Annotated in this window: 21 protein-coding genes and 2 pseudogenes; 10 read left to right on the top strand and 13 right to left on the bottom strand. The window is 55.8% G+C overall.

What is annotated here, in order from left to right; translation table 11 throughout:
* The first annotated feature begins 1 nt into the window (after position 1).
* The 4 genes from LG198_RS08305 (at position 2) to LG198_RS08290 (ending at position 7,335) form a co-directional block, all read left to right on the top strand.
* On the top strand, positions 2 to 1,042 hold the full coding sequence (locus tag LG198_RS08305) for a VIT1/CCC1 transporter family protein (RefSeq protein ID WP_230342708.1): 1,041 nt from the start codon (positions 2 to 4) through the stop codon (positions 1,040 to 1,042).
* Positions 1,043 to 1,164: 122 nt separating this feature from the next.
* Positions 1,165 to 4,953: a methionine synthase gene (gene metH, locus LG198_RS08300; protein WP_230342707.1), complete on the top strand. Its 3,789-nt coding sequence runs from the start codon at positions 1,165 to 1,167 to the stop codon at positions 4,951 to 4,953.
* Positions 4,954 to 5,002: 49 nt separating this feature from the next.
* A complete protein-coding gene (gene mpl / locus LG198_RS08295) occupies positions 5,003 to 6,388 on the top strand; it encodes a UDP-N-acetylmuramate:L-alanyl-gamma-D-glutamyl-meso-diaminopimelate ligase (protein ID WP_230342706.1) in 1,386 nt (461 codons plus the stop codon).
* On the top strand, positions 6,385 to 7,335 hold the full coding sequence (locus LG198_RS08290; protein ID WP_230342705.1) for an energy transducer TonB: 951 nt from the start codon (positions 6,385 to 6,387) through the stop codon (positions 7,333 to 7,335). The genes mpl and LG198_RS08290 overlap by 4 nt, the downstream gene beginning before the upstream one ends.
* A gap of 21 nt (positions 7,336 to 7,356) precedes the next feature.
* Here LG198_RS08290 and LG198_RS08285 read toward each other — a convergent pair whose 3' ends face one another.
* Positions 7,357 to 7,818 (bottom strand): HIT family protein, encoded by a 462-nt coding sequence (locus LG198_RS08285; protein WP_230342704.1) that lies wholly within the window; start codon positions 7,816 to 7,818, stop codon positions 7,357 to 7,359.
* A gap of 158 nt (positions 7,819 to 7,976) precedes the next feature.
* Here LG198_RS08285 and LG198_RS08280 point away from each other — a divergent pair, with 158 nt between their 5' ends.
* Complete coding sequence (locus tag LG198_RS08280; protein WP_230342703.1) at positions 7,977 to 8,894, top strand: SdiA-regulated domain-containing protein; 918 nt, start codon at positions 7,977 to 7,979, stop codon at positions 8,892 to 8,894.
* Here the strand turns inward: LG198_RS08280 and LG198_RS08275 are convergent.
* The 6 genes and pseudogenes from LG198_RS08275 to LG198_RS14430 all read right to left on the bottom strand — a co-directional run.
* Positions 8,891 to 9,445 (bottom strand): NADPH-dependent FMN reductase, encoded by a 555-nt coding sequence (locus LG198_RS08275; RefSeq protein ID WP_230342702.1) that lies wholly within the window; start codon positions 9,443 to 9,445, stop codon positions 8,891 to 8,893. The two genes, LG198_RS08280 and LG198_RS08275, sit on opposite strands and share 4 nt — an antisense overlap.
* 44 nt (positions 9,446 to 9,489) lie before the next feature.
* Complete coding sequence (locus LG198_RS08270) at positions 9,490 to 10,146, bottom strand: pyridoxamine 5'-phosphate oxidase family protein (RefSeq protein WP_230342701.1); 657 nt, start codon at positions 10,144 to 10,146, stop codon at positions 9,490 to 9,492.
* Positions 10,147 to 10,306: 160 nt separating this feature from the next.
* A complete protein-coding gene (locus LG198_RS08265) occupies positions 10,307 to 10,756 on the bottom strand; it encodes a YbaN family protein (protein ID WP_230342700.1) in 450 nt (149 codons plus the stop codon).
* A gap of 84 nt (positions 10,757 to 10,840) precedes the next feature.
* Positions 10,841 to 11,695, bottom strand: coding sequence for a cupin domain-containing protein (locus LG198_RS08260; protein WP_230342699.1), 855 nt, complete (start codon positions 11,693 to 11,695; stop codon positions 10,841 to 10,843).
* Between the two features lie 297 nt (positions 11,696 to 11,992).
* Positions 11,993 to 13,210 carry a MocR-like pyridoxine biosynthesis transcription factor PdxR gene (pdxR, locus tag LG198_RS08255; protein WP_230342698.1) on the bottom strand — a complete coding sequence of 406 codons (1,218 nt, stop codon included), beginning with the start codon at positions 13,208 to 13,210 and terminating at the stop codon, positions 11,993 to 11,995.
* 35 nt (positions 13,211 to 13,245) lie between these two features.
* Positions 13,246 to 13,467, bottom strand: a pseudogene (locus LG198_RS14430) (GntR family transcriptional regulator); the annotation flags it as partial.
* 184 nt (positions 13,468 to 13,651) lie between these two features.
* Here LG198_RS14430 and LG198_RS08250 point away from each other — a divergent pair.
* The 5 genes and pseudogenes from LG198_RS08250 to LG198_RS08230 all read left to right on the top strand — a co-directional run bounded on the left by LG198_RS08250 (position 13,652) and on the right by LG198_RS08230 (position 19,394).
* On the top strand, positions 13,652 to 14,131 hold the full coding sequence (locus LG198_RS08250; RefSeq protein ID WP_230342697.1) for an antibiotic biosynthesis monooxygenase family protein: 480 nt from the start codon (positions 13,652 to 13,654) through the stop codon (positions 14,129 to 14,131).
* A 168-nt stretch (positions 14,132 to 14,299) separates the two neighbouring features.
* On the top strand, positions 14,300 to 15,190 hold the full coding sequence (locus LG198_RS08245) for a transporter (RefSeq protein WP_230342696.1): 891 nt from the start codon (positions 14,300 to 14,302) through the stop codon (positions 15,188 to 15,190).
* A gap of 114 nt (positions 15,191 to 15,304) precedes the next feature.
* Positions 15,305 to 15,838, top strand: a pseudogene (locus LG198_RS08240) (sigma-70 family RNA polymerase sigma factor); the annotation flags it as partial.
* A gap of 8 nt (positions 15,839 to 15,846) precedes the next feature.
* Entirely contained in the window at positions 15,847 to 16,815 is a 969-nt protein-coding gene (locus tag LG198_RS08235) for a FecR domain-containing protein (RefSeq protein WP_230342694.1), read from the top strand.
* A 116-nt stretch (positions 16,816 to 16,931) separates the two neighbouring features.
* On the top strand, positions 16,932 to 19,394 hold the full coding sequence (locus LG198_RS08230; RefSeq protein WP_230342693.1) for a TonB-dependent siderophore receptor: 2,463 nt from the start codon (positions 16,932 to 16,934) through the stop codon (positions 19,392 to 19,394).
* Between the two features lie 41 nt (positions 19,395 to 19,435).
* Here the strand turns inward: LG198_RS08230 and LG198_RS08225 are convergent, their stop codons facing one another.
* From LG198_RS08225 to LG198_RS08200, 6 genes are read right to left on the bottom strand one after another with little or no spacing between them, the layout of a single operon-like run.
* Positions 19,436 to 20,665: a UbiH/UbiF/VisC/COQ6 family ubiquinone biosynthesis hydroxylase gene (locus LG198_RS08225; protein WP_230342692.1), complete on the bottom strand. Its 1,230-nt coding sequence runs from the start codon at positions 20,663 to 20,665 to the stop codon at positions 19,436 to 19,438.
* The gene (locus tag LG198_RS08220) at positions 20,658 to 21,968 is read right to left on the bottom strand and encodes a hemolysin family protein (protein ID WP_230342691.1); all 1,311 of its coding nucleotides are present in this window, start codon (positions 21,966 to 21,968) and stop codon (positions 20,658 to 20,660) included. Before LG198_RS08220 ends, LG198_RS08225 begins: the two co-directional genes overlap by 8 nt.
* 12 nt (positions 21,969 to 21,980) lie before the next feature.
* Positions 21,981 to 22,958, bottom strand: coding sequence for a lipoyl synthase (lipA, locus tag LG198_RS08215; protein ID WP_230342690.1), 978 nt, complete (start codon positions 22,956 to 22,958; stop codon positions 21,981 to 21,983).
* Complete coding sequence (gene lipB / locus LG198_RS08210) at positions 22,955 to 23,611, bottom strand: lipoyl(octanoyl) transferase LipB (protein ID WP_230342689.1); 657 nt, start codon at positions 23,609 to 23,611, stop codon at positions 22,955 to 22,957. Before lipB ends, lipA begins: the two co-directional genes overlap by 4 nt.
* A 24-nt stretch (positions 23,612 to 23,635) precedes the next feature.
* Entirely contained in the window at positions 23,636 to 23,914 is a 279-nt protein-coding gene (locus LG198_RS08205) for an HP0495 family protein (RefSeq protein ID WP_230342688.1), read from the bottom strand.
* Entirely contained in the window at positions 23,904 to 24,785 is an 882-nt protein-coding gene (locus LG198_RS08200; protein ID WP_230342687.1) for a D-amino acid aminotransferase, read from the bottom strand. The genes LG198_RS08205 and LG198_RS08200 overlap by 11 nt, the downstream gene beginning before the upstream one ends.
* Positions 24,786 to 24,807 lie beyond the last annotated feature (22 nt).

Genomic DNA, 24,807 nt, shown 5'->3' with positions numbered 1-24,807 from the left:
TGTGGTAGACCTGTTGCAAGGCTGGCGCGAAGAGCAACGTTCGGCGTATCTCTACCGGGTATTGGCGCAGCGCGAGCCTGATGCAGAGCTTGCCATGATGTTCAGCAAGCTTGCCGATGCCGCGCTGATGCAGGCCCAGGTATGGCAGCACAAACTGAGTGCTGCGGGATATGAGGTACAAGCCTACCATCCGGATATACGCACGCGTTTCGTGGTGCTGATGTTGCGTGCCCTCGGTCCAAGGCGTATGCGCCATGTGCTTGCTGCCAGCAAGGTGCGCGGCCTGTCAGCCTATGGTACAAAGCGTATCGATCTTGCGACACATGCCACACCAAGCCAGCTTCATGAGGTCGGTGGACGGCACAAGATGCCCGGCAGCAATGGCGGCTTGCGCGCGGCCGTGTTCGGGGTCAATGACGGGCTGGTGTCGATAGCCTGCCTGGTGTTGGGGGTGGCAGGCGCAGCCAGTCAGGCTTCCGTGATTTTGTTATCCGGGGTTGCGGGGTTGTTGGCCGGCGCATTCTCCATGGCGGCAGGGGAGTATGTCTCCATGCGCTCCCAGCGCGAGTTGTTTGAATACCAGATCGCCTTGGAGCGGGAGGAGCTTGCCCTGTACCCTGAGCAGGAGGCGGCAGAGCTGGCATTGATTTACGAGGCGCGCGGCCTGACGCATGATGAGGCGCAAAAGCTGGCAGGCCGGCTGGTGGCAGACCCGGAGCTGGGTCTTGATATCCTGACGCGGGAAGAACTGGGCTTGAACCCCGATGAGCTTGGTTCGCCCTGGGCTGCTGCTGGTTCCTCATTCATATCCTTCTTGCTGGGTGGAATGATTCCCCTGTTACCGTGGTTATTGAATGTTTCGGAACATGCCCTGGAAATTGCCTTTGGCCTGACTGGAGTTGCTTTGTTCATTGTTGGCGCCATGCTCGCGTTGTTCAGTGGACGCAACATGATCTATGGCGGCGTCAGGATGTTGTTGATTGGTGCGGCTGCCGGAGGACTGACCTACTGGATAGGCAGCCTGCTGGGAACAGGCACTTAGAGCCGCTCGGGATGTGGAGAAATTATTGGCATGTTATGCGCCATGCTTTAGCTGATTTATAATCACGCCCTGAATATTCAATCACCTGGCAGGTTTCAGTCCGCCAGTATTTAAGGTTTTGCATGAAACACGACGAAATGTCCCCGACCGAGGTTTTGCTGCGGGAAATCCTCGCCAGGCGCATCATGATCCTCGATGGCGCCATGGGCACCATGATCCAGCAATACAAGCTGACGGAAGAAGATTATCGTGGTGGGCCACAAGGTCGTTTCGCCGACTTTGCTGCGCCGAAGGGTGAGCGTGAACTGTTCGTCAAGGGCAACAATGAATTGCTGACCATGACCCAGCCGCACATTATCCAGGAGATACATGAGCAATACCTGGCGGCGGGTGCCGACATTATTGAGACCAATACGTTTGGCGCAACCAGCGTAGCGCAGGATGACTATTTCATGTCGCACCTCGCCTTTGAGATGAACGTCGAGGCTGCCAGGCTGGCGCGCGCCGCCTGTGACAAATACTCCACCCCGGACAAGCCGCGTTTTGTGGCTGGCGCACTCGGGCCCACGCCCAAGACCGCCTCCATTTCGCCTGATGTGAACGATCCGGCAGCGCGCAATGTGACTTTCGACCAGCTCGTCGCTGCCTATCATGAGCAAACGCGGGGCTTGGTCGAAGGCGGCGCAGACATCCTGATGGTCGAGACCATCTTCGATACGCTTAACTGCAAGGCGGCCTTGTTTGCCATTGACCAGTATTTCGAGGAAACCGGCAAGCGCCTGCCTATCATGATCTCGGGGACGGTAACGGATGCGTCCGGGCGCATTCTTTCAGGCCAGACCGTGCCTGCATTCTGGAACTCCGTGCGCCATGCACGGCCTTTGACCATCGGGCTCAACTGTGCGCTGGGTGCGGCGCTGATGCGCCCTTATGCCGAGGAGCTGAGCAAGATCGCGGATACCTTCGTCTGCATTTATCCCAATGCCGGGCTACCCAACCCGATGTCGGATACCGGTTTTGATGAAAGACCCGCTGATACTTCTGCCTTGCTGAAAGAGTTCGCCGAGAGCGGCTTTGTCAATATTGCCGGTGGTTGCTGTGGCACGACGCCGCCGCATATTGCCGCGATTGCCGAGACGATCAAGGACATTCCGCCGCGCCGCATTCCGGAAATCCCGGTCGCCACGCGCCTGGCCGGGCTGGAGCCATTCACGATCGATGAAAACTCCTTGTATGTGAATGTCGGCGAGCGTACCAATGTGACCGGTTCCAAAGCGTTTGCGCGCATGATCCTCAACGAGCAATACGAGGAGGCGTTGGTGGTGGCGCGCCAGCAGGTGGAAAACGGCGCGCAGGTGATCGACATCAATATGGACGAAGGCATGCTGGATGCCATCCATGCCATGACGCATTTCCTCAACCTGGTGGCTTCTGAGCCGGATATTGCCCGCGTGCCTATCATGATCGATTCGTCCAAGTGGGCGGTGATCGAGGCCGGACTCAAATGTGTGCAGGGCAAGTCCATCGTCAATTCCATTTCCATGAAGGAAGGCGAGGACGAGTTCCTGCGCCAGGCGGGATTGTGCCGCCGCTACGGTGCGGCCGTGATCGTGATGGCGTTTGATGAAGTCGGGCAGGCCGATACCTTTGAACGCAAGGTCGAGATATGCAAACGTGCATACGACCTGCTGGTGGAAAAGCTGGATTTCCCGCCCGAGGATATCATTTTCGATCCCAACATCTTTGCCGTGGCGACCGGCATCGAAGAGCACAACAACTATGCCGTGGACTTTATCAATGCCACGCGCTGGATCAAGGAAAACCTGCCCTATGCGCGGATTTCCGGCGGCGTTTCGAATGTGAGCTTCAGTTTCCGCGGCAACGAGGCGGCGCGTGAGGCCATCCATACTGTGTTTCTTTACCATGCCATCAAGGCCGGCATGACCATGGGCATTGTCAATGCCGGCATGATAGGCGTCTATGACGACCTGAACCCTGAACTGCGCGAGCGGGTGGAAGACGTAGTGCTCAACCGCCGCGAGGATGCCACCGAACGCATGATCGAGTTTGCCGCCACTCTAGCGGCAGGCGGCAAAAAGCAGGAGGCGACGCTGGATTGGCGCGGCACGCCGGAAAATCCCGTACCGGTGGAAAAGCGCCTGGAATATGCCATGGTACACGGCATGACCGAATTTATCGTGAGCGATACTGAAGAAGCCCGGCAGAAAGTCATGGATGGCGGCGGGCGCCCCATTCATGTCATTGAGGGGCCCTTGATGGATGGCATGAATGTGGTGGGTGACCTGTTCGGCCAGGGCAAGATGTTCCTGCCGCAGGTGGTGAAGTCCGCCCGCGTGATGAAGCAGGCCGTGGCGCACCTGGTGCCGTTCATCGAGGAGGAGAAGCGTCTTGAGGAGGAGCGTACCGGCATTGTCGCCAAGCCCAAGGGTAAGATGGTGATTGCCACCGTGAAGGGCGATGTGCACGACATCGGCAAGAATATCGTCTCGGTGGTGTTGCAGTGCAACAACTTCGAGGTGGTCAACATGGGCGTGATGGTGCCTTGCGCAGAGATTCTCGAGCAAGCCAAGGCCACTGGCGCCGATATTATCGGTCTTTCCGGCTTGATTACCCCTTCACTGGAAGAAATGGCCTATGTGGCACGTGAAATGCAGCGCGACCCGTATTTCCACGGCATCAAGATGCCCTTGCTGATCGGCGGTGCGACGACTTCGCGTGCGCACACTGCGGTCAAGATCGCGCCGCACTACGATGGCCCGGTGATCTATGTACCGGATGCCTCGCGTTCGGTCTCCGTGATGCAGTCGCTATTGACGCCGGAGCAGCGCGATACCTACCTTGCCGACCTGGCCGAGGATTATGAGCGCGTGCGCACCCAGCATGCCAACAAGAAGGGTACGCCCATGCTGAGCCTGGCTGATGCCCGCGCCAACAAGGCGAAGCTGAGTTTCAGCGGTGAGTATACCCCGGTGAAGCCCAAGTTCATTGGCCGCCGCCTGTTCAAGAATATTGATTTGGCGACGATTGCCCAATATATCGACTGGGGCCCGTTCTTCCAGACCTGGGACCTAGCCGGGCCTTACCCTGCCATCCTCAAGGATGAGGTGGTGGGAGACGCGGCGACCAAGCTGTTTGCCGAAGGCCAGGCCATGCTCAAGAAGATTATCGAGGGCCGCTGGCTCACTGCCAGCGGCGTGATTGCCCTGTTGCCTGCCAATAGTGTGAATGACGACGATATCGAGATTTACACGGACGATACGCGCAGCCAGGTAGCGTTCACTTACTACGGCATGCGCCAGCAGACGCAAAAGCCTGTGGTCAATGGCGAGCAGCGGCCCAACCAGTGCCTGGCGGATTTCATTGCGCCCAAGGCAAGCGGCATTGCGGATTACATCGGCATGTTTGCCGTGACTGGCGGGCTGGGGATCGAGAAATACGAGCAGCGCTTCGAGGCCGCGCAGGATGATTACAGCAGCATCATGCTCAAATCCCTGGCGGATAGGCTGGCTGAAGCATTCGCCGAATACCTGCACGAGCGCGTGCGCAAGGATTTGTGGGGTTATGCGCCGGATGAAGCGTTGAGCAACGAGGCGATGATCAAGGAAAAATATCGTGGCATACGCCCGGCTCCCGGCTATCCTGCCTGCCCGGACCATACGGTCAAGCCGGATATGTTCAATGTCATGAAATGTGAGGAAGTCGGCATTACACTGACGGATTCGTTTGCCATGATGCCGGGTGCCGCGGTTTCCGGTTTCTATTTTGCCCATCCTGAATCCAAATATTTCAGCGTGGACAAGATTGGTGAAGATCAACTGCTGGATATGGCAAAGCGGCGCGGATTGCCCAAAGAGTATCTGGAACGCTGGCTGGCACCCAACCTGTCCTGATTGTCTGCATTTGCTACAATCAACCTGATTCGAAAGTTCATTTAGCCTTATGCATATACATATCCTCGGCATCTGCGGCACCTTCATGGGCGGGATTGCGGTGCTCGCCAAGGCAGCCGGGCATCGCGTGACCGGCTGCGACGCCAATGTCTATCCGCCCATGAGCACGCAGCTTGAGGCCCAGGGCATAGAGCTGATCGAAGGCTTCGGCCCGGAGCAGGTTTCCCTCAACCCCGACATTTATGTCGTGGGCAATGTGGTGGCGCGTGGCAATCCCCTGATGGAGGAAATTCTCAACCGCGGTTTGTCCTATATCTCCGGCCCACAATGGCTGGCCGAGAATATTCTCTATGCACGGCCAGGTGAGCAGGAAAAGTGGGTGCTCGCTGTAGCCGGCACCCATGGCAAGACCACCACCACTTCCATGCTGGCCTGGATACTGGAATATGCCGGTTTGGCCCCTGGCTTCCTGATTGGTGGCGTGCCAGAGAATTTTGGCGTTTCCGCGCGGCGGCCCGGTGTGCCGCGCCAGGACGACAAGAGCATTTCGCCGTTTTTCGTGATTGAGGCCGATGAATACGACACGGCGTTTTTCGACAAGCGCTCCAAGTTTGTGCATTACCGCCCGCGCACGGCCATCCTCAACAACCTGGAATTCGACCATGCGGACATTTTTGCCGATCTGGCGGCGATAGAAACCCAGTTCCACCATCTGGTGCGCACGGTGCCCGGCAATGGCTTGCTGGTGGCCAATGGCAGGGAGGACAGCCTCAAGCGGGTCATCAAGCGTGGCTGCTGGACACCTGTGGAGTATTTCGGCACCGACTGGCAGGCGCAGGATGTGGATGCTGAAGGCAGCTTTACCGTGGACTTCAAGGGCGAGTCCAAAGGCAGGGTGCAATGGCAGTTACTGGGCGAACATAACCGCATGAATGCGCTGGCTGCCTTGGCTGCGGCGCGTCATGCCGGTGTGGCGATTGAAACCGGCATTGTGGCGCTTTCCGAGTTCAGGAATGTCAAGCGGCGCATGGAGGTGCGTGGCGTGGTCAACGGCATTACCGTTTATGACGACTTTGCCCATCATCCTACCGCGATTGCCACCACGGTGGCGGGTTTGCGCGCCAAGGTCGGCCAGGCACGCATCCTGGCCGTGCTTGAACCGCGTTCCAATACCATGAAGTCGGGCGTGATGAAGGATGCCTTGCCGCAAAGCCTGGCTGATGCCGACCAGGTGTTCTGCTACGGCGAGCACCTGGGCTGGGATGCTGCCGCTGCATTGCAACCTGTGCAGCACAAGTCGGCCGTATTCGATTCATTGCCGGTGTTGGTGGAGGCGATTGCGGCAGAGGCGCAGCCTGGCGATCATATCCTGGTCATGAGCAATGGCGGATTTGGCGGTATCCATCAACGCCTGTTGCAGAGGCTGGCTGAGTGAGCCTGCCTGGCTTGAAAGAAATGGGCATACTGGGTTGGGCCTTGCTGGTTTCAGCCGTGTTTCACGTTATCCTGATTCTTTCGGTCAATTTCGAGGCGCCCGACCTCAAGTTCCTCAAGGATAATATTCCGCCGCTGGAGGTAGTCCTGGTCAATGCCAAGACCGAATCCAAGCCCAAGAAGGCCGATGCCTTGGCGCAAGCCAACCTGGATAAAGGTGGAAATACCGACCAGGACAGGCAGATGAAGACTGCCCTGCCCCCGCCGAGGAAAAAGAAAACCGAGGTGACTCCTGATCAGTCGGTGGAAGCCTCGGCTGCCTCGCGCCCTGGTGAGGAAAAGCAGGAACAGACGCAGCAGGGTAAGGTAGCTGAGCTGGAGCGCCAGGCGCAGGAACTCATGACCCAGCTCAAGGAGCAGAAAAAGGTTGAATCTGCGCCTGCACAGAGTGCTGCGACTTCAACGCCTGATCATGGTCAACAGCAAGATGCGCCAAAGAATCTCAATGCGCGTGATCTGATTGCCAGCAGCATGGATATTGCGAGGCTGGAAGCTCAGATTGCCAAGCAGCAGGACGAATACCAGAAACGCCCCAAACGCAAGGAACTGGGTGGACGTACACAAGAGTACCGCTTTGCGACCTATGTAGAGGCATGGCGGCAGAAGGTGGAGAAAATCGGCAACCTGAACTATCCCGAAGCGGCCAAGGAGCAAAAGCTCTATGGCAAATTACAGTTGTCGGTGGATATTCGCGCGGATGGATCGATAGACAAGATTCACATTACACGCAGCTCGGGACACAAGGTGCTGGATGATGCCGCCAAGCGCATTGTCGAGCTTGCGGCGCCTTATGCCGCCTTTCCGGAAGACATCCGCAGGGAATACGATATTATCGGCATCACCCGCACCTGGACCTTTACCAAGGAAGACAGCCTAGCCACCCAGTAACTATTATTGAGAATCTTGCTGTCAAATTCCCATAAAAACCTGCTCGCCCTGATTCAGGCGGGCAGCGATAGCATTCTTTAATGCCTGGCTACTGCCTGAGTCCAAAGCCTGCGGCAAGCTTTCGCGCTTGCTTGCTCCCCATATTGGGTTGGGGAAGTGACGGTCGCGCTTGAAGCGTGGGATCACGTGCCAATGCACATGCGGTGTCATATTTCCCAGGCTGGCAAGATTGACCTTGTCAGGGCGTATGACTTCACGCACGGCTTCTTCCACGGCAAATACCACCAGCATGACATGCTCGCGGTCCGCAGGCTTGAGGTCACTCATTTCCTTGATATGCCGGTTCAGGATGACGCGGCAGAAACCCGGATAATCCTGGTCTTCTACATGCACCACGCGGCATAAAGCATCTTGCCAGAGAATTTCCCCTCCGGCTGTGGTGCAGAGTTCGCAAGTCTTGTGGTACGGCATGGTTCTGGTCATGAAGTATGGCAAGCCTGATATGGCATGGTTAATGCTAAGTAATTGTTATAGAAATGACATTCAATATGGAACTTTGTGTTAGCGTGCAAGTCTTGCACAGGGTTTGTTCCTAATGGCAGTTTCTTGTCATGGGTAATTGTTAAGGATTATAGATCAAGATGACCAGATTTCTGCCAGGCAGGCGCCTGGGCTTGCTGTTGATATGCATTGCCGCATTGCTGCTACTCGCTTATAACTTCAGGCTTGAGGCGATTGCCTGGCATTTGTGGAGTACACAGCAGGTCAAAGAGGATGCTTCCCTGCGTCTTAAGGATTATGTCGTTGAACGTGAGGCGATTGAAATTCCCGGCGTTGGGTCCGACCTTTCCGATCTCAGCTACAACCATGAAACGCATACCCTGTTTACCGTTTCAAACAAGCAGCCGTTGATTGTTGAACTTGCCCTGGATGGCAAGGTATTGCGCAAAATTCATGTGCAAGGGATTTCCGATATGGAGGGGATTGCCCATATCGGCGGCAATCGTTTCGCACTCCTCAATGAAGATACACATACGCTTGTGATTGCCGACATCAGGAATGATGTGCATGAACTGGATGTCCGCAATGCGCCGTCACTGACGCTCGCCATGTATGCGCACGACAACAAGGGCTTCGAGGGCATTGTCTGGGATAAAGAGCGCCGCCGGTTGCTGGTGGCCAAAGAGCGGTCACCCAAGCGGGTAATTGCCATCCATGGGTTTGTGGATGCGCTACCTGGCCAGCCGGTGAGCATCCATATCGAGAAACTACAGGAAACGGCCTCTTGCGGGTTGAGGGATTTGTCTGCCGTGACCTATGATGTAGCAAGCGGCCATGTGCTGCTGCTGAGTGATGATTCGCGCATGGTGGCGGAATATGACGCGGAGGGTAAGATGCTGGATACACTCGCCCTTTGGCGCGGGTTTCAAGGGTTGAGCAAGAGTGTGCCGCAGGCCGAGGGGTTGGCGATTGGCCCGGACAAGCGCATTTATGTGATCAGTGAGCCCAACCTGTTCTATGTCTTCAAGCCAGGCTCCAGTGCAAAATCCAGTGTTTAGCTTTGTGCAGAAAATTGCGCAAAGCCTTGAATGAACTTCTCCAACTCTTCCTTGCTGCGTTGATTGCTCAGGCTGCCTTGCGCATCAAATGCTTCATGCGCGCGTGAAAGCAGCAGTTTACCGCCAGCCCAGTAACGGGTGCCTAGCTGGCGCAGCACCGTAAGCCAGGCATCCTGCGCCAGAATGGTGCCAAACCCCGATGGCGTGGCGCCGATCACAGCGAATGCGCGTCCAGTGAATACCTGGGTGATATCGGCCGGCGGGCGTGACAACCAGTCAGTGGCGTTTTTCAATACACCGGGAATGCTGCTGTTGTATTCAGGCGAGGCGAGGATGACACCGTCGCTGGCAATGATTTTCTGCTTGAGTTTGGCAACGGCTTCAGGAATGCCGGAGGTTTCCTCCAAATCACCATCGTAAAGCGGGATGCCATGCAGGTTGACGACCTCGAGCTCCACGCCTGCGGGTGCAAGCTCCTTTGCTGCATTCAACAGTGCAGTATTGAACGATTGTTTGCGTAAACTGCCGGATATACCCAATAACTTGGCCATGCTGGTTCCTTTATCGGTCGATGGTAAAAATAGCGTGTGAACGATCAGGCATCTCCCTTGAGAATGAGTTCCGTATATTCTTCTATCGTGATGGTGCCGCCCATTTTGGCAACCTTGTCGAGATCAGGTTGGTGCAGCACATCCTGCACAGTGTCCAGGCGTTTCCACTGCGGCGTTGGAGTGGTGCACCCGGCTTGGGGGACATAAGGTGAAGTTTGCACGCGCTGGTGCTTGTGGATGTAGCGTGGGCAATTGACGAACACCTCCTCGATTTTTACGCGCACGACCAACTCTGCCTCCTGATATTCTGCAAGCAATGGATCGGCCTGGTCTATGCTCGCCGTACCATGGACCCGTACCCGATGCGGTGTCTCAAAATCAATGAACAGCATGCCGATCTTCGGGTTAAGCGAGAGATTGCCCATGGAAAGGTACATGCTGTTGCCATCCAGGCTGGGAAAGGCCAATGTCGAGTCATCCAATATCTTCACGAATCCAGGCTGACCACCTTTGTGTGAGCAGGTGGGGAAGCCGCGATGGTCAATCGTGGAAAGAAAGAAAAAATCCCGGCTGGCAATAAATCCTGCATGTTCTTCCGGAATCGTGGGTAACACGATCAGGTCACGCACCCGGTCCGCCATGGCAACGCCATCAAATACCTCCTGCCATTGCCGGTGCTGCTGCCCATAAAATTCGCTCATTTCTCCTCCTCCATTTCATGGTGGTGTTTACTGGTTAGTATAGTTGCATGGTATGGAGAAGTAGTAAGTTACGTCAATAAACTATTACTGAGGCGAGTGTTTCTAGCGGTGGGATAAAGAAAATTGGTATTAATTTTGAGTCAGGAAATGGCTGTAACAGCTATGGCTCCGGGCGGCACCATAGCCAAGTGAGTACGGTTGCCATGCAGCTTATGGAGATGACAACACTGGGAAGGTGTGTAACGAACGCAACCATAATTATTGCGGTAATTGTCATTGCAATAGTGGCCGCCCATTTTGCACGGCGCGGCAATTTGCCTTGCTGCCAATCGGTGAGCAACGGGCCAAACAAGCGATGACGCAAAATCCAGGCATGCAGGCGGGGGGAGCTACGCGCGGCGGCCCATGCGGCAAGCAGAATGAATTCTGTGCTTGGAAGTCCTGGCAAGACGAGCCCTAGCATGGCGATGGCAAGGCTCAACAATGCTAGGACATGCAATAGCCAGCGCTTGAGCCGGTTCGATGTTGCCGGGACGGTGGAATGTTCCAGCTCAGGGAGAGATGGTGTTGAGAACATGGCCTGATCCTGTGTGTTTTCTAGGGATTTCATGAGCTGGTTTTCATCATTGTTTCAATATGGTCAATGCAATCTGTAACCAGCGGTTCACCGGCTACAGATTACTCTTCGCCCCCTTTATGTGGGAAGGTTCTCACTGGTAATGATCCAGAACTTCTTCACAAACGGCCCCTTCGATGTCCAGGTAATATTCAGTCCCGAGGGCAGGGCGATCACGTCCCCCGCCTTGAAGTCGTATTCTTCCCCGGTTTCCTCGTTGACGACATGGGCCTGCCCTTCCAGCAGCAGCATGGTTTCGTCGCCAAGCGGTGCGGTATAAGGAACTGTGGATGAGCCATCCGCTTCGCATCCGGCAATACCCACGCCCGTGCGCCACATGCCGCACATCAATGTGCCGGTGCTGCCTGTCGAGCGGAGCATGAACAATTCACCGCAGACTTGCGGGCCATGGTTAGGTTCGACCCATTCATAGGCGCTCCAGACATCAGGGTTGTCGTTGATGTTGCCGACGAAGACATCATCGCTTTTGGTCGCTTGTTTTGGACTGTCCCAAATGACCCAGAATTTTTTCAGGAATGGTGAATCGATATCCCAGCAAACCTCCACGTCTTTGGGGTGGCTGATGATGGTGCCAGCCTCAAGGCGGTATTGCTTGCCTGTCGCCTTGATAGTGACGGTCGCCGACCCTTCCAGGATCACCATGGTTTCATCGCCCAGCGGGGCAGAGTAATCCACATGGCATGTGCCGTCCGGCTCGCAGCCGGCGATGTTGGGGCCGGTGCGCCAGAGCCCGGCCATCAGGGTGCCGGAAGTGCCTTGGGTGCGGATAACGGCAACTTCGCCTTTTACCTGTTTGCCGTAGATGGGGTCGTCCCATTCAAACGGTGTCCAGGTTCCAGGATTGAAGTTTCTGCTGCCTGTCTCTATTTTCAAATTCTCCTGGGCAGTTTTAACAGCGGTTGTACTAGTCATGGTTCTCGGCCTTTTATGTCAAGTTAATCGAGTGGATAAGGGCATGGCCTTGAAAACCAGCAAAGGCATTCGGCCATGAGGCATTCAAGACGATGTCAGGCGGAGCATAGGGCAGCGGGCTGGCCATCCCATAGAGCCAGTTGCCATATTTCATTTAGAGCCAGCGAGATGGCTTGAGGCGGCATCAGCATGGATAATGGCGCGCGCGTTTGCGCGCCGCAGTTGCACATGGCTGCCTGCGTGGCGCGTTATGAGCCGGCTTTGTGAGCAGGTTTCAGGTATGGAATTGGATGAGCTTCAAATGGCAGAGGCCAGGCGTGCGATCGCTTGCCTGATTTCGTCCGCAGACAGGCCGGTGTAGCCAAGCACGATGGCGCGGCCACGGAACCGTCCGCGCGTGCCCTGCTCGTATGCGGCAGCGGCTTGCAGGGGATACAGGCCGACATCATGCTGCCGTGCCACCCGCTGCAATTCTTCCGCGGCAGGCAGGCCGGGCGGCAATGTCCACATCATGTGCATGCCGCATTCCCTGCCTAGCAATGCGCCGCCGGGGAAGTGGTGTTCAATCGTTTCAATTAGCGTGTCGCGCGCCGCCATGTACGATCTGCGGATACGCTTCAGGTGGCGCAGGAAAGCGCCTTCTTGCAAAAAGTCCGCTATAACCGCTTGTTCCAGCCATGGGGCGCCGTGATCAAGCAACGCCTTGACGATGCGCGCCTGGTCGAGCAGATGGCGCGGCAGGACGGCATAGCCAAGCCTGATGCCGGCGCCGATCGACTTGGAAAACGTCCCCAGGTAGATCACCCTTCCCTTGCGGTCCAGGCCGGCAAGGGCAGTCAAGGGCGGCCCGTCGTAACGGAAGTCGCTGTCGTAGTCATCCTCAATGACGTAGCTGCCTGTCCGGTAGGCCCAGTCCAGCAGGTGCAGCCTGCGGTCCAGGCTAAGCGTGCAGCCGGTTGGAAACTGGTGGGAGGGTGTCACATACACCAGGCTGCCGGGAAAGCCTTCAAGCTGGGACACGAGCAGGCCTTGCTCGTCCACCTCTACGGGAGACACCCGGGCGCCATAGCTGCTGAACAGGAATGCCGCGCCCTGGTAGCCGGGATTTTCGACGGCGACATTCAATTGGGAGCGGCCGCTGGTGAAAATGCGCGCGAGCATGTTCAATGCCCCCTGGATGCCCGCCGTGATCAATATCTGGTCCGCTTCTGCATCAATGCCGCGTGTGGCGCGCAAATGCTCGGCGATGGCATGGCGCAAAGCGGGCAGTCCTCTCGGGTCGCCATAGTCTGTCTGCATGCCGTTGGCATATGGCAGGTGCCTTGAAACGGCGCGTTGCCAGAAAGTCGTCGGAAAGCTCTTGGGATGAGGGCGTCCGACAAAAAAATCGAACTGGGGCCGCAGCTTTTTTTCTTTCCATAATTCCGGGGCGCGCCCGGAAAAGCCCGGAATTTTCCCCACCCGGATGCGGCTGCCCTGTGAAGCCACTGCAGGGCGGCTGTTACGCGCGAGCACGCTGGCTTCGGGCAGTTTTCATTGACGAAGATGCCCGCCTTGATGCGCGAGGCAATGTAGTCCTCCGCCATGAGTCTCTCATAGGCGATGACTACCGTATTGCGGGAGATTTCCAGCTGGGCGGCGACGCTTCTCGTGGAAGGCAGCCGCTGCCCGGCTTTCAGCGTGCCAGTCAGGATCATGCGGCGGACAGCTTCATAAATTTGAACCTGGAGCGGCTGGCTGTCGTGCCGGTCGATATTGATCAGTAATTCCATTGAAATGTCCTCTGGGAGATTATCCCCCTTTTTTCTACATTGGTATTTTGTCGCCGGGGATGTCAAGTGAATTATCTGGCCTCATCAACTTTTGCGATTGTGGCTCTACGGGCCGGCCAAACTCTTTCTGATAATGCGCTTGCAGTCAATTTGACTGTAGCCAAGCAAAATGAAGGAGTCAGCAATGTCTATTTATCTCAGCATGCAGCGCGTGCGATTCTCCAGTCCGGACGGATACGAGAAATTCAAGGTTATTTTTGCCGATACCCGCAATCACCTCATGAAAATGCCGGGTTTCCTGCACCTCACGTGGTGGGTGCACCCCGAGGACCCGACCTGGTTCAACGAAGTCAGCTTCTGGATCAGCCGCGAATCCCTGAAGGACTGGCATATGAACACCTACCACAAGTATGCAAAGGAATGGGCAGCCCGCGGCGCGATCATGGAGGACATTATCACCAACTTCCAGCTCACCAACACACGCCTACTGCGCGTATGCCCTTGTTGCGGCTTGGTCGAAGACAAGCCATACGAATTGCAGCAGGAGCAAAAGACATTGGCCGAGCCTTGCCCGCAATGTGAGTTCAATTTCCCCGTGATGCCGGCTACCCCAAGCAGCTTCGCAGTTTTCAAGGACATATTGGAGCCGGTCGGAAAAGGCTAACCGGCATGCATTGAACACGGTGAGGGGTATGTGACGCGGCTTTGGGCCGGATAAACAGCGTTTCACCTGCGTTTATGAAATCCAAGCCATCGCTTAAACCCCTTTGCATGTGTGCGGTTCATCAAACCTTGCCAGAACCTCGTCGACAAGTTAAACAAAAGGAAAACCATGTTTACCCAAAAATTACGTCATGGCTGTCTTCTGGCCTGCATGGCCTTGCTTCTGGCCGGGCCTGCGCATGCCGTGGATGTCAATTCACAGGACTTCATACCAGCGCCGGCGGGTACCAATGCGATGCTGGGTTATTTTACCTATACAACACGTGACAGCTTTGTGCCTACCCAGGGGAATACTATCAAGCACGACACCAGCCTGGAATCATTTGTCGGTATCTTCCGTTATGCCCGGTATATGGATATTGGCGGCTTCAGGGTCGGCCCCCAGGTGCTGTTGCCGTACGGCAGGCTGTCAAACGGCTCACTAGGCGGCGCGCAGCTCGACTCGGCCAGCGGGGCAGGCGATCCGATCTTTGCTGCTCCTGTCTGGCTGGTGACCAATCCCAGTACCAATCTGGTGGTCGTGCCTTACTTGTACGTACCCGCCGGGTCGTATGATGCAGGCCGCACCTTGAATGTCGGGGAAAACCGCTGGAAATTCGACTTTCAGTTTGGCGGTACCCAGGTGATCGCCCATGATTTCACCCTGCATGTATCGGGGGATGTGATGTGGTACGGCAAGAATGACGATGCGCTGGGCACTGGGGTCGGCACGCTCAAGCAAGACAACACTTATCAATTCCAGAGCTGGCTTTCTTATGCGCCTCCAAGCGACAAGACATGGAACTTCGCCGTTGGGTACTCGAAATATTGGGGCGGCAGGCAACGCATAGACGGCATTGAGAATGGGCAGGCGACAAAGGCTGACCAGGTGCGGCTGGAAGTGTCGAAGTTTCTGACGCCCAGTTTCCAGGTTCAAGGGCTGGTGCAAAAAGATATTGATGTGCAAGGAGGCTTCAAGGAGGATTTCCGCACTACCTTGCGCTTGCTGAAATTATTCTAGCAATGCCGTCGATTCTTAAGTTTTAGCCGCTGTTCCGCTCCTTGCTGACAGCGGTTTTCGCGTCGACGCCACTTGCTGATGCAATTGCTGCTCATCTAAAATGAGAAATATTCTCAATTATTGGCGCAGCACATGTCCTCTAGTCCCGATTCCAGGCAGCAAATCCTTGGCGCACTTTATAGCGAGCATCATGGCTGGCTCCAGGGCTGGCTGCGCAAGAGGCTGGGCTGTGTATTCGATGCTGCCGACTTGGCACATGACACTTTCGTGCGCATTGCCGTCCAGAACGAACTGGAAAACCTGCGTGAGCCGCGCGCTTACCTCACTACTGTCGCGCATGGACTCATGGTCAATCAACTGCGCAGGCGCAAGCTGGAACAGCATTATCTGGATGCGCTGGCTCAGGTGCCAGCCAATCAGATGCCTTCGCCGGAAGCGCAGGCCATGCTGCTGGAAACCCTGATGGAAATTGATGTGATGCTGGATGGATTGCCGCCCAAGGTACGCATTGCTTTCCTCATGGTGCAGCTCGAAGGCGCCTCGCACGCCGAGATTGCCCAGCGCCTCGATGTCTCGGTAAGTTCAGTGCGTAAATACATCATGCGGGCATTGGCGCATTGCCTTGCCGTGGAAATGCCCGCGGTTTAGTCGTCTGCATGTCTACTATTCCGCCACCGACCGAACAATCCGCCTTGCAGGCGGCCATTGCCTGGTATGCCCAGTTGAGTTCGGGCGAGGCCAGCGAAGCCGACCATGCCGCATGGCAAGCCTGGCGCGAGCAAAGCGCTGAACACCATGCCGCATGGCAACGCGTGGAGGCTATCACCGGCAAGTTCGAGCATGTGCCAGGCAAGCTCGGCATGGCCACCCTGACCCCGCAAAAGCGCCTGGAGCGCCGCAAGGCGCTCAAGCAATTCGCTGTCCTGCTGGCTGTGAGTGGCACTGGCTGGCAGGCCTATCGAGAACTGCCGTGGCAAAGCTGGAATGCCGATATCCGCACCGCAGTGGGCGAGCAGCGCACAGTGGCGCTGGCAGATGGCAGCCAGTTGATCGTCAACACTGACTCTGTCCTGGATGTGGCATTCAGTGCTACACAACGCCTGATCCGTCTGCACCAAGGTGAAATCATGGTCGATACCGGCCAGGAATCTGGCCCTTACCGCCCTTTTGTCGTGCAGACCCGCGAAGGACTGCTGACTGCATTGGGTACGAGATTCAGCGTGCGCCAGACTGATGGCCGCACCTTGCTCAGCGTGCTGGCGCATGCCGTCAAGGTCGAGCCGCAGTCCGCACCTGAGCAGGCTTATACCGTTAGTCAAGGCATGGCTAGCCTGTTTTCTGCCCATGGGAAGATCACCTTAAGCCCGTTGTCACCACAAGCGTCGAGCTGGGCGAATGGGTTTATCTATGCCGACAACCTACCCTTGTCGCAATTTATTGCCGAATTGCAACGCTACCGCAAAGGCTGGCTGCGCTTGGCCCCTGAACTGCATGGGTTGAAAATCTCCGGCTCCTTCCCCGTAGCGGATACCGATGCCGTGTTGCGCAGCATTGCGAGAACACTGCCAGTCAGGCTCACTATGTTCACCCGCTATATTGTGCTGCTGGAACCTCGCACAACGTAAAGCCCGATCACTGGCTTGGGCAAGCCTGCCAAAATAATATTCATTTTCGATTGTCACTTTTCGATTTTCGTTTGGCAAAGCAGATAGAGACGTTCAATCACTATCCAGGGAGCATCATGCCAAGAGAAAACAAAACACATTCATTCAAGCGCAGCACTATTGCCTTGCTGCTGCAGGCCAGCCTTGCAACAGGCGCGGTGATGTCAATGCAGGCGACACATGCTGCCGAGCCAGCTGCGGCAGAGGCAAAAACCTACGCTATCGCAGCAGGCCCTTTGGGCGCTGCGCTTTCCACGTTTGCCACCCAGGCTGGCGTGCTGCTTTCGTTTGACCCTGTCGCTACACAAGGGAAAACTACTTCGGGTTTGAACGGCACTTATCGTTTGCGGGAAGGCTTCGAGGTTTTGTTGCAAGGCAGCGGGCTGGCCGTGAGGCAGGAAAGCGATGGTAGTTATTCTTTGACCATAGCTCAGGAGCCCAAGGCTAGCGCAGAAAACACTCTGCCCGAAGTCAGGGTCAAAGCAAGTCGGGAGGTTAACATGTCTTCAGCTATGACCGAAGGTACAGGTAGTTACACTATCGGCTCCATGAGAACCGCTACCAAAATGGATTTATCCATCCGCGAAACGCCGCAGAGCGTCAGTGTTATAACGCGTCAGCGCATGGACGATCAAGCCATGTATACACTGAATGACGTCGTCAAGAATACTGTAGGGCTGACTGTCTCTAAATGGGGCGATGAACGTCCGCAATTCAACTCTCGTGGCTTTCAGCTTAACAATTTGATGATTGATGGCTTGCCCATCTTCTATGAAGAAGCAGCTCTCAGTACCGGCTTATTGTCGCAATACGATCGCGTTGAAATTGTTCGAGGAGCCTCCGGCTTGATGGAAGGAGTCGGTTCGCCAGGTGGTTCCATTAATCTTGTACGCAAGCGTCCAACCCGGGAGTTCCAGAGCTCCTTGACGGTCGGGGCTGGGAGTTGGGACAACTACATCGCCAGCTTGGATGTTAGCGGTCCATTGAATGAACAAGGTACCTTACGTGGCCGAAGCGTTGTGTCTTACCAAGACAAGAATTCTTTCCAAGACTACCGCGAGAACAAGCGCACACTGCTCTACAGTATTCTTGAAGCGGATATAACCACTGCCACTACGTTAAGCCTCGGGGCTTCATACAGTAAAGAGGACAACCCCGGTGCGAACTGGGTTGGTATGGTAACCTATCCTAATGGCAGCTTCTTGCCTATTTCTCGTTCGCATTCCATGTCTCCAAGTTGGACGCACTGGGATAAAGAGAGCAAGACGGTTTTTGCAGAAGTCAATCACAGTTTTTCCAACGAATGGAAAGCCAAGGTGGCGGCGACTTATGTCGAAAGCCAAATGGATATGCTTGGTGTCAGCTTCAGCAGGAGTAGCGACGACCTCGTATATGGCGTTGGATCTTACAACTATGACATTACTCAGAAAAGTGTAGATGGAATGGTTTCCGGTCCATTCTCATTGATGGGCAGAGAGCATGAACTGGTTTTCGGCGTCAGTCATCGCGTGAAAAAGGATGACTGGACAGGAAGTTGGCCTTCCGGTTACAGCTTCATCCTCAATCCCCTTGACGCTAACTCGGCAAGCTCAGCACCTTATCCAATATTGCAGACTCCAAACCCTTACGCTAATAAGGTCGAGGTCGAGCAATCCAGTATTTACACTAGTGGACGTTTTAATTTTCGCGATGATCTGAAGTTAATTGTCGGCGGCCGTCTCGATTGGTATGAAAATACACAAAACATTCGGTCCGGTACTTGGCTGAACAATGTTAATTACAAAACCACTCGTCAGTTTACGCCATATGCGGGTTTGGTTTATGACCTCAACGACACTTATGCGGCATACGTAAGTTTGACTCGAATATTTGCCCCGCAAGATTACCAACAGCCAGGGGGCGGCTTGATTGATCCCCGGGAAGGGACTAATTATGAACTGGGAATCAAAGGAGAGCACTTTGGGGGACGCTTAAATACAAGCTTGGCTCTTTTCCAGATTGATTTGGAAAACCTGCCTACCCAACTTGATGTATCGCAGTGCGCACAAGAGCAAACAAGCTGCTATACCACGACTGGAAAAGTGCGTAGCCGAGGTATTGAGCTGGAAGTCTCTGGAGAAATCGCTACGCGTTGGCAGATGGGGGCTGGCTATACCTATAACTATGCCGAAAACCTTGAGCCATCATCCTATTCCCAGATCGGCACAGGAAGCATGGGAAAGCGCTACGGCACTAATCTACCTCTCAATATATTCAAAATGTACACTACCTATCGCCTGCCGGGAGAGTTTGACAACTGGAAGATCGGCGGAGGAATTCAAACGCAAAGCAATATATATACGCAATATGGAGTCAAGCAAGGAGGCTACACCCTAGTTGATTTGCATGCTGGGTATACCTTCAACAAAAATATAGACTTGTCATTGAACATCAATAACCTATTAGATAAGCGCTATTACTCTGGAATTTTGAGTACAGCGAGCGGAAACTTTTTCGGGGATCCCCGCAACTTCATGCTGACAATGAGGTATAGGTTCTAAGGTATGGACGATTTCCCCACTAGGATTTAGTGGGGTTTTATTTATTTCGGGAAGAGGTTCAAGGCTATGGATAATGATAGTGTTTTCAATCCCAGCGCATAACGAATCACTTCCCGCTTGAGAGGGCCGTCGTGATTGGCAAGCCTGAGCCCAAGATTGCGGGCAATACGCAGCGGTGCAATGTCGTTACTGAAGCCGTAACTGAAAGCGTCCATGACACGCTGCATGGCATGATTGGCCAGTTTGCGTTTGCGTTCATATTCTTTCAGCAGGGTTAATGCTTCAACCGGTTTCTTATCCTGCCAAGCGTTGAGAAGTAGCTCGCTCAGCACAGTGGCATCCTGGAAGCCGAGGTTGACGCCTTGGCCTGCCAGTGGGTGGATGGTGTGGGCGGCGTCGCCGATCAGTGCGACGCCTTGACGGGCATAGCTGGTGGCGTGGCTGCGGGTGATGGCGAAGCTGCCTTTTTGCACAAGGCCAGTGATCTCAGGCAGCGCGGCAGGAAAGTGCACGCGGAATGCGTCCAGCAGCGCGTCGTCTTCCAGTGTGAGCAGGCGGCGTACTTCGCTCGGACGGTGGTACCAGACTAGCGAGGCATGGTTTCCCGGCAACGGAAGTAATGATTGCGGTCCGTCAGGGGTAAAGCGCTGCCAGGTGATGTCGCGTTCGCCGCCTTCTATGTTGACGGTGGCAACCAGGGCGTGCATCGGGTATTGCCGACTGTCTAGTGCGATGCCGGCAGCCTTGCGCACCTGGGAGTTGGCGCCGTCAGCGCCTATAAGTAGTTTTGCCTCGAAAGCTTGGCCGCTTTTCAGGCTGATACGGCTGCCTCCGGGCTGATAGCTAATCTGGCTGACTTCGTCTGGACACAACACCGTGACGTTTTCGTGATGTTGCAATACTTCCAGGCAGGCCAGCTGCACCAGGCGGTTTTCTACAATATGTCCCAGCCACTGTGCATCAACCTCGGCAGCATCAAACAGGGTGCCTTGGTCGCGGCGGTTTTCCCACACCTGCATGCGCCTGAACGGGGCGCTGCGCATGGCAGCGATGGCGAACCAGGCCTGGGCTTGTTCCAGGAAATGAATGGAAGCCGGGCTCAGGGCAGAAACGCGAAGGTCGGGTGCGCTGGCTGGGTCGTAGGGAGTAGGGGCACGGTTCTCCAGCAATGCGATGCGCATGCCGCTGGGCGCGAGCCGCGCAGCCAGTGCGCTGCCGACCATGCCGCCGCCCACGATGAAAATATCGACAGCGCTAGTCTTATTAGTCATGGGCCTGCTTAGGGTGGATGCGCACGAGGATGATGCGCGGGCCGTTCATCTTCTTGACGACGATGTCGAACTGGCCAAAGGGAATACTATCGCCTTCCTTGGGAATATCGCCGAGCTTGGACAGTACCAGGCCGCCTACCGAGTCGACTTCGTCGTCGTTGTCGATTTCTACGCCGAGCGCTCGCTCGAGCGTGAAGATGGGCAGGCTGCCCTTGCCGATCAGCGTCCCGTCGTCTAGCTTGGTCCAGTCATTCTGGCTCTGGCGGAACTCGTCGCGGATCTCGCCGACCAGGGCGCCCAGCATGTTGTCCAGGGTGATGAAGCCCTGGGGTTCCTGCCCCTTGCGGCCGACGATGGCGAAGTGGCTGGCCTTACCCTCGCGGAAGCGGCGGAACAGTTCTATGGCAGGCAAATCGGGAGCCACAAATGGGGCCGGGTGCACAAACTGGCTTAAGTCCTGCAGTTCTTCTGCCTCGAATTTGGCCAGAAATAAACTCTTGAGATGGATGACGCCTTTGACCTTGCCATCCAGCTCCACGAAAGGATAACGGCTGTAGCGGTGCTGGGAGATGATTTCCAGGTTTTCCTCAAAGCTGTTTTTTGCCGATAGGGAAATGGCCTCGTTGAAGGGGCGCATGAGGTCGGCGACTTCGAGGTCGCTGAAATCCAGCGTGTGCGCGAGGATGTTCCATTCATCTTTGGTGAGTTCTTCCGAAGCGCGGCTGCTGCGCAGGATCAGTTTAAGCTCATCGGCAGAATAATGTGCGTCATTGGCATGGCCGGTGCCCAGGCCTGCCTTGCGCAATATCCAGTTGGAGCTGGCATTGAGCAGCCAGATGGCGGGATACATGATCCAGTAAAACGCGTACAAGGGTGCAGCAGTCCACAGGCCGACTCTCTCTGCCTGGCGTATTGCGATGGATTTGGGCGCCAGCTCGCCCAGGACGATATGCAGGTAAGAGATGGTAAAAAAGGCGACGACGAATGAAATGCCATGGATGATTTCGGGCGAGGTGACGCCTAGCTTGAACAGCAAAGGCTCCAGCAGTTCGGCAAAGGCCGGTTCGCCCACCCAGCCCAGTCCGAGAGAAGCGAGGGTGATGCCAAGCTGGCAGGCGGAAAGGTAGGCATCAAGCTGGGCATGCACTTTTGCCAGGATGCGCCCACGCCAGCCGTGGGTTTTGGCGATCGCCTTGACCCGGGTTTGCCGGAGTTTGACCATGCCGAACTCGGCGGCCACGAAGAAGCCGTTGAGCAGGACCAGGAACAGCGCAAGCAGGATGAGGAGAAGGTTGCTTTCCATAATGCCGGCGGTTTAGAAACTGACTCCTGCCTGTTGTGCCTGGTTGTCGGCATGGTAGGATGAACGTACCATAGGGCCACAGGCGGCGTGAGTGAAGCCCATGGCGAGTGCTTGCTGCTCGAATTCCGCAAAGCGCTGCGGGGTGACAAAACGCTTCACCGGCAGGTGGTGTGCACTGGGTTGCAGGTATTGGCCCAGGGTGAGCATGGTGACGTTATGGGCACGCAGGTCGCGCATTACGTCGAGGATTTCTTCGTCAGTTTCGCCAAGGCCGAGCATCAGGCCGGACTTGGTTGGGACTTCGGGATGCAGTTCGCCGAATTCCTTGAGCAGGCTGAGCGAGTTCTGGTAATCCGAGCCAGGCCGTGCTTCCTTGTAGAGGCGCGGCACGGTCTCCAGGTTATGGTTCATGACATCGGGCGGTGCGGCCTTGAGAATGTTGATCGCGCGGTCGAGGCGGCCGCGGAAGTCTGGCACCAGGATTTCCACCCGGATATTGGGTGAGTGAGCGCGTACTGATGCAATGCAATCAACAAAGTGCTGGGCGCCGCCGTCGCGCAGGTCGTCGCGGTCCACGCTGGTAATCACAACGTATTTGAGGCGCATCTGGGCAATTGTACGCCCCAGGTTTTCCGGTTCATTGGCATCGGGCGGCAGCGGTTTGCCGTGCGATACGTCGCAGAACGGGCAACGGCGTGTGCAGATGTCGCCGAGGATCATGAAGGTGGCGGTGCCGCCGCTGAAGCATTCGCCGATGTTGGGGCACGATGCTTCCTCGCATACTGTGTGCAGGTTGTTCTCGCGCAGTACCTGCTTGATTTCCTGGAAACGTGCGCTGTCTGGCACTTTCATGCGTATCCACTCCGGCTTGCGCATGGCAGGCATGGGAATGATCTTGATCGGGATACGCGCCATTTTTTCGGCGCTCGTCTCCTTGACGCCTGCAACCTTGCGCGGCGGCGGGGCGATACGTTCTGTCGTTTCTGTCATAAAGTATTCTCGGTCAGGCAGTCAGTATAGCCTAACTGTGATGTCAATTTATCAAGCAGCTTTTGTGCCGCCGTCTCAGGTGTCAGGCCGATTACTAGGTCGCGAACCTGGGTGACTTGCAGGCCTCGGTAGCCGCAAGGGTCGATGGCGAGGAAAGGGGCAAGGTCCATGTCGATATTCAGTGCCAGGCCATGATAGCTGCGCTGGTTCTTCAGGCGCAGGCCGAGCGAGGCAATCTTGGCACTATGAACATAGACGCCTGGGGCGTCGGTACGCGCCTCGGCATGAATGCCGGAGTCGGCTAGAAGGGCAATGATGGCATTTTCCATTGCGCTGACGAGTGAGCGCACACTGATGCCCCGGCGCTTTAGGTCAATCAGTACATAGATCACCGCTTGGCCGGGGCCGTGGTAGGTAATCTTGCCGCCTCGGTCGACTTCAATCAGCGGAATGTCGGATCGGCTAGGCGGGCGTACCTCCTTGCGGTTCAGCCCCAGGGTATAGACAGGGGCATGCTCGGTGAGCCAAAGTTCATCGGCGCTATGTTCTGTCCGCGACTGGGTATAGACCCGCATGGCCTGCCAGGTAGGCAGATAGTCGGTACGGCCTAGGGTGCGGATAACCAGGCGCTGGTTTGTGCGTTCAGGATGCATGTCTGGATGGAGTGAACGCCGCAATCAAAGTACGTACTTGACCTTTGGGTGCGAAGTCAGCGCGCGGTAAATATCATCCAGCTGCGGCTTGGAGTGTACCAGTACGGTGCATGTCAGGCTCACATATCTGCCGCCTGTGCTTGCGCGCATTTCAATGCGGCTGGCATCGAAATCGGGCAGGTGCTGCTGGATCACGGCCATGATCAGGTTGGCAAATTCTTCGTGTGACTCGCCCATGACCTTGATCGGGAAGTCGCAGGGAAATTCGATTAAAGACTCTTGTTCGTTAGGTTCATTGGCCATGGTGGGGTACCTGTCTCCGCATCACTTGTTTCTTGAATTCCTGGTATAGCGCATACATGCGCTTGAGCAGCGGGCCCGGTTTGCCCGTGCCGACCACGGCATTATCCAGCGAGACAATGGCTAGCACCTCCTTGGTGGAGGAGGTGAGCCAGACCTCATCTGCCGCCCTGAGCCGCGATTCGCTGATCGGTTCGACCGAATAGGCAATGCCATTGGCTTCAGCCAGTTCCAGCACTACATCGTAAGTAATCCCCGGCAGCATGTGCTCGTTCTTGGGCGGCGCCAGTAGTTTTCCTTGTTCGACTATCAAAATATTGCTGCTGCTGCCTTCGGTAAGGTAGCCGTCACGCAGCATCAGCGTTTCTGCCACGCCATGATCCACGGCTTCCTGTCGCAATAACACATTAGCGAGCAGGGATATGGCTTTTATATTGCAGCGTTGCCAGCGAATATCAAGTGCCGTGATGGCACTGACGCCGGATTGCACCAATGCTTGCGTCGGAGTATCCAGCGGCATGCTCATGATAAACACCGTGGGAGCGACGCTGGATGGAGGGAATGCCTGGTTGCGCGGCGCTACCCCGCGGGTGATTTGAATGTACACCGATTGGTCGGAGAAGTGGTCATTGGTGTGCACCAGCCTGTTGATCACTCCCTGCCATTCGGCCAGGCTGAGCGGGTTGCGAATGCGTATTGCCTCCAGGCTATTTGCGAGTCGGGCCAGGTGCTCGTCAAGGCGGAACGGCTGGCCGGAATAGACCGGGACGACTTCATAGACGCCATCGCCAAAGATAAAGCCACGATCCAGTACCGGGATCGTGGCTTGTTCCAGTGGCAGGAATGAGCCGTTGAGATAGACGGTTTCACTCATGCGGTTTGGAATGATTCAAATC

This window comes from Methylobacillus arboreus (assembly GCF_020532725.1).
Lineage (GTDB): Bacteria > Pseudomonadota > Gammaproteobacteria > Burkholderiales > Methylophilaceae > Methylobacillus > Methylobacillus arboreus.
This window is presented reverse-complemented; position numbering and strand designations above follow the sequence as displayed.

Excerpts from the sequence above, each read along its gene's own strand:
- metH (WP_230342707.1), top strand. The coding sequence starts at position 1,165 with ATGAAACACGACGAAATGTCCCCGACCGAGGTTTTGCTGCGGGAAATC.
- mpl (WP_230342706.1), top strand. The coding sequence starts at position 5,003 with ATGCATATACATATCCTCGGCATCTGCGGCACCTTCATGGGCGGGATT.
- LG198_RS08285 (WP_230342704.1), bottom strand. The coding sequence starts at position 7,818 with ATGACCAGAACCATGCCGTACCACAAGACTTGCGAACTCTGCACCACA.
- LG198_RS08280 (WP_230342703.1), top strand. The coding sequence starts at position 7,977 with ATGACCAGATTTCTGCCAGGCAGGCGCCTGGGCTTGCTGTTGATATGC.
- LG198_RS08275 (WP_230342702.1), bottom strand. The coding sequence starts at position 9,445 with ATGGCCAAGTTATTGGGTATATCCGGCAGTTTACGCAAACAATCGTTC.
- LG198_RS08270 (WP_230342701.1), bottom strand. The coding sequence starts at position 10,146 with ATGAGCGAATTTTATGGGCAGCAGCACCGGCAATGGCAGGAGGTATTT.
- LG198_RS08265 (WP_230342700.1), bottom strand. The coding sequence starts at position 10,756 with ATGAAATCCCTAGAAAACACACAGGATCAGGCCATGTTCTCAACACCA.
- LG198_RS08260 (WP_230342699.1), bottom strand. The coding sequence starts at position 11,695 with ATGACTAGTACAACCGCTGTTAAAACTGCCCAGGAGAATTTGAAAATA.
- LG198_RS08250 (WP_230342697.1), top strand. The coding sequence starts at position 13,652 with ATGTCTATTTATCTCAGCATGCAGCGCGTGCGATTCTCCAGTCCGGAC.
- LG198_RS08245 (WP_230342696.1), top strand. The coding sequence starts at position 14,300 with ATGTTTACCCAAAAATTACGTCATGGCTGTCTTCTGGCCTGCATGGCC.
- LG198_RS08235 (WP_230342694.1), top strand. The coding sequence starts at position 15,847 with ATGTCTACTATTCCGCCACCGACCGAACAATCCGCCTTGCAGGCGGCC.
- LG198_RS08230 (WP_230342693.1), top strand. The coding sequence starts at position 16,932 with ATGCCAAGAGAAAACAAAACACATTCATTCAAGCGCAGCACTATTGCC.
- LG198_RS08225 (WP_230342692.1), bottom strand. The coding sequence starts at position 20,665 with ATGACTAATAAGACTAGCGCTGTCGATATTTTCATCGTGGGCGGCGGC.
- LG198_RS08220 (WP_230342691.1), bottom strand. The coding sequence starts at position 21,968 with ATGGAAAGCAACCTTCTCCTCATCCTGCTTGCGCTGTTCCTGGTCCTG.
- lipA (WP_230342690.1), bottom strand. The coding sequence starts at position 22,958 with ATGACAGAAACGACAGAACGTATCGCCCCGCCGCCGCGCAAGGTTGCA.
- lipB (WP_230342689.1), bottom strand. The coding sequence starts at position 23,611 with ATGCATCCTGAACGCACAAACCAGCGCCTGGTTATCCGCACCCTAGGC.
- LG198_RS08205 (WP_230342688.1), bottom strand. The coding sequence starts at position 23,914 with ATGGCCAATGAACCTAACGAACAAGAGTCTTTAATCGAATTTCCCTGC.
- LG198_RS08200 (WP_230342687.1), bottom strand. The coding sequence starts at position 24,785 with ATGAGTGAAACCGTCTATCTCAACGGCTCATTCCTGCCACTGGAACAA.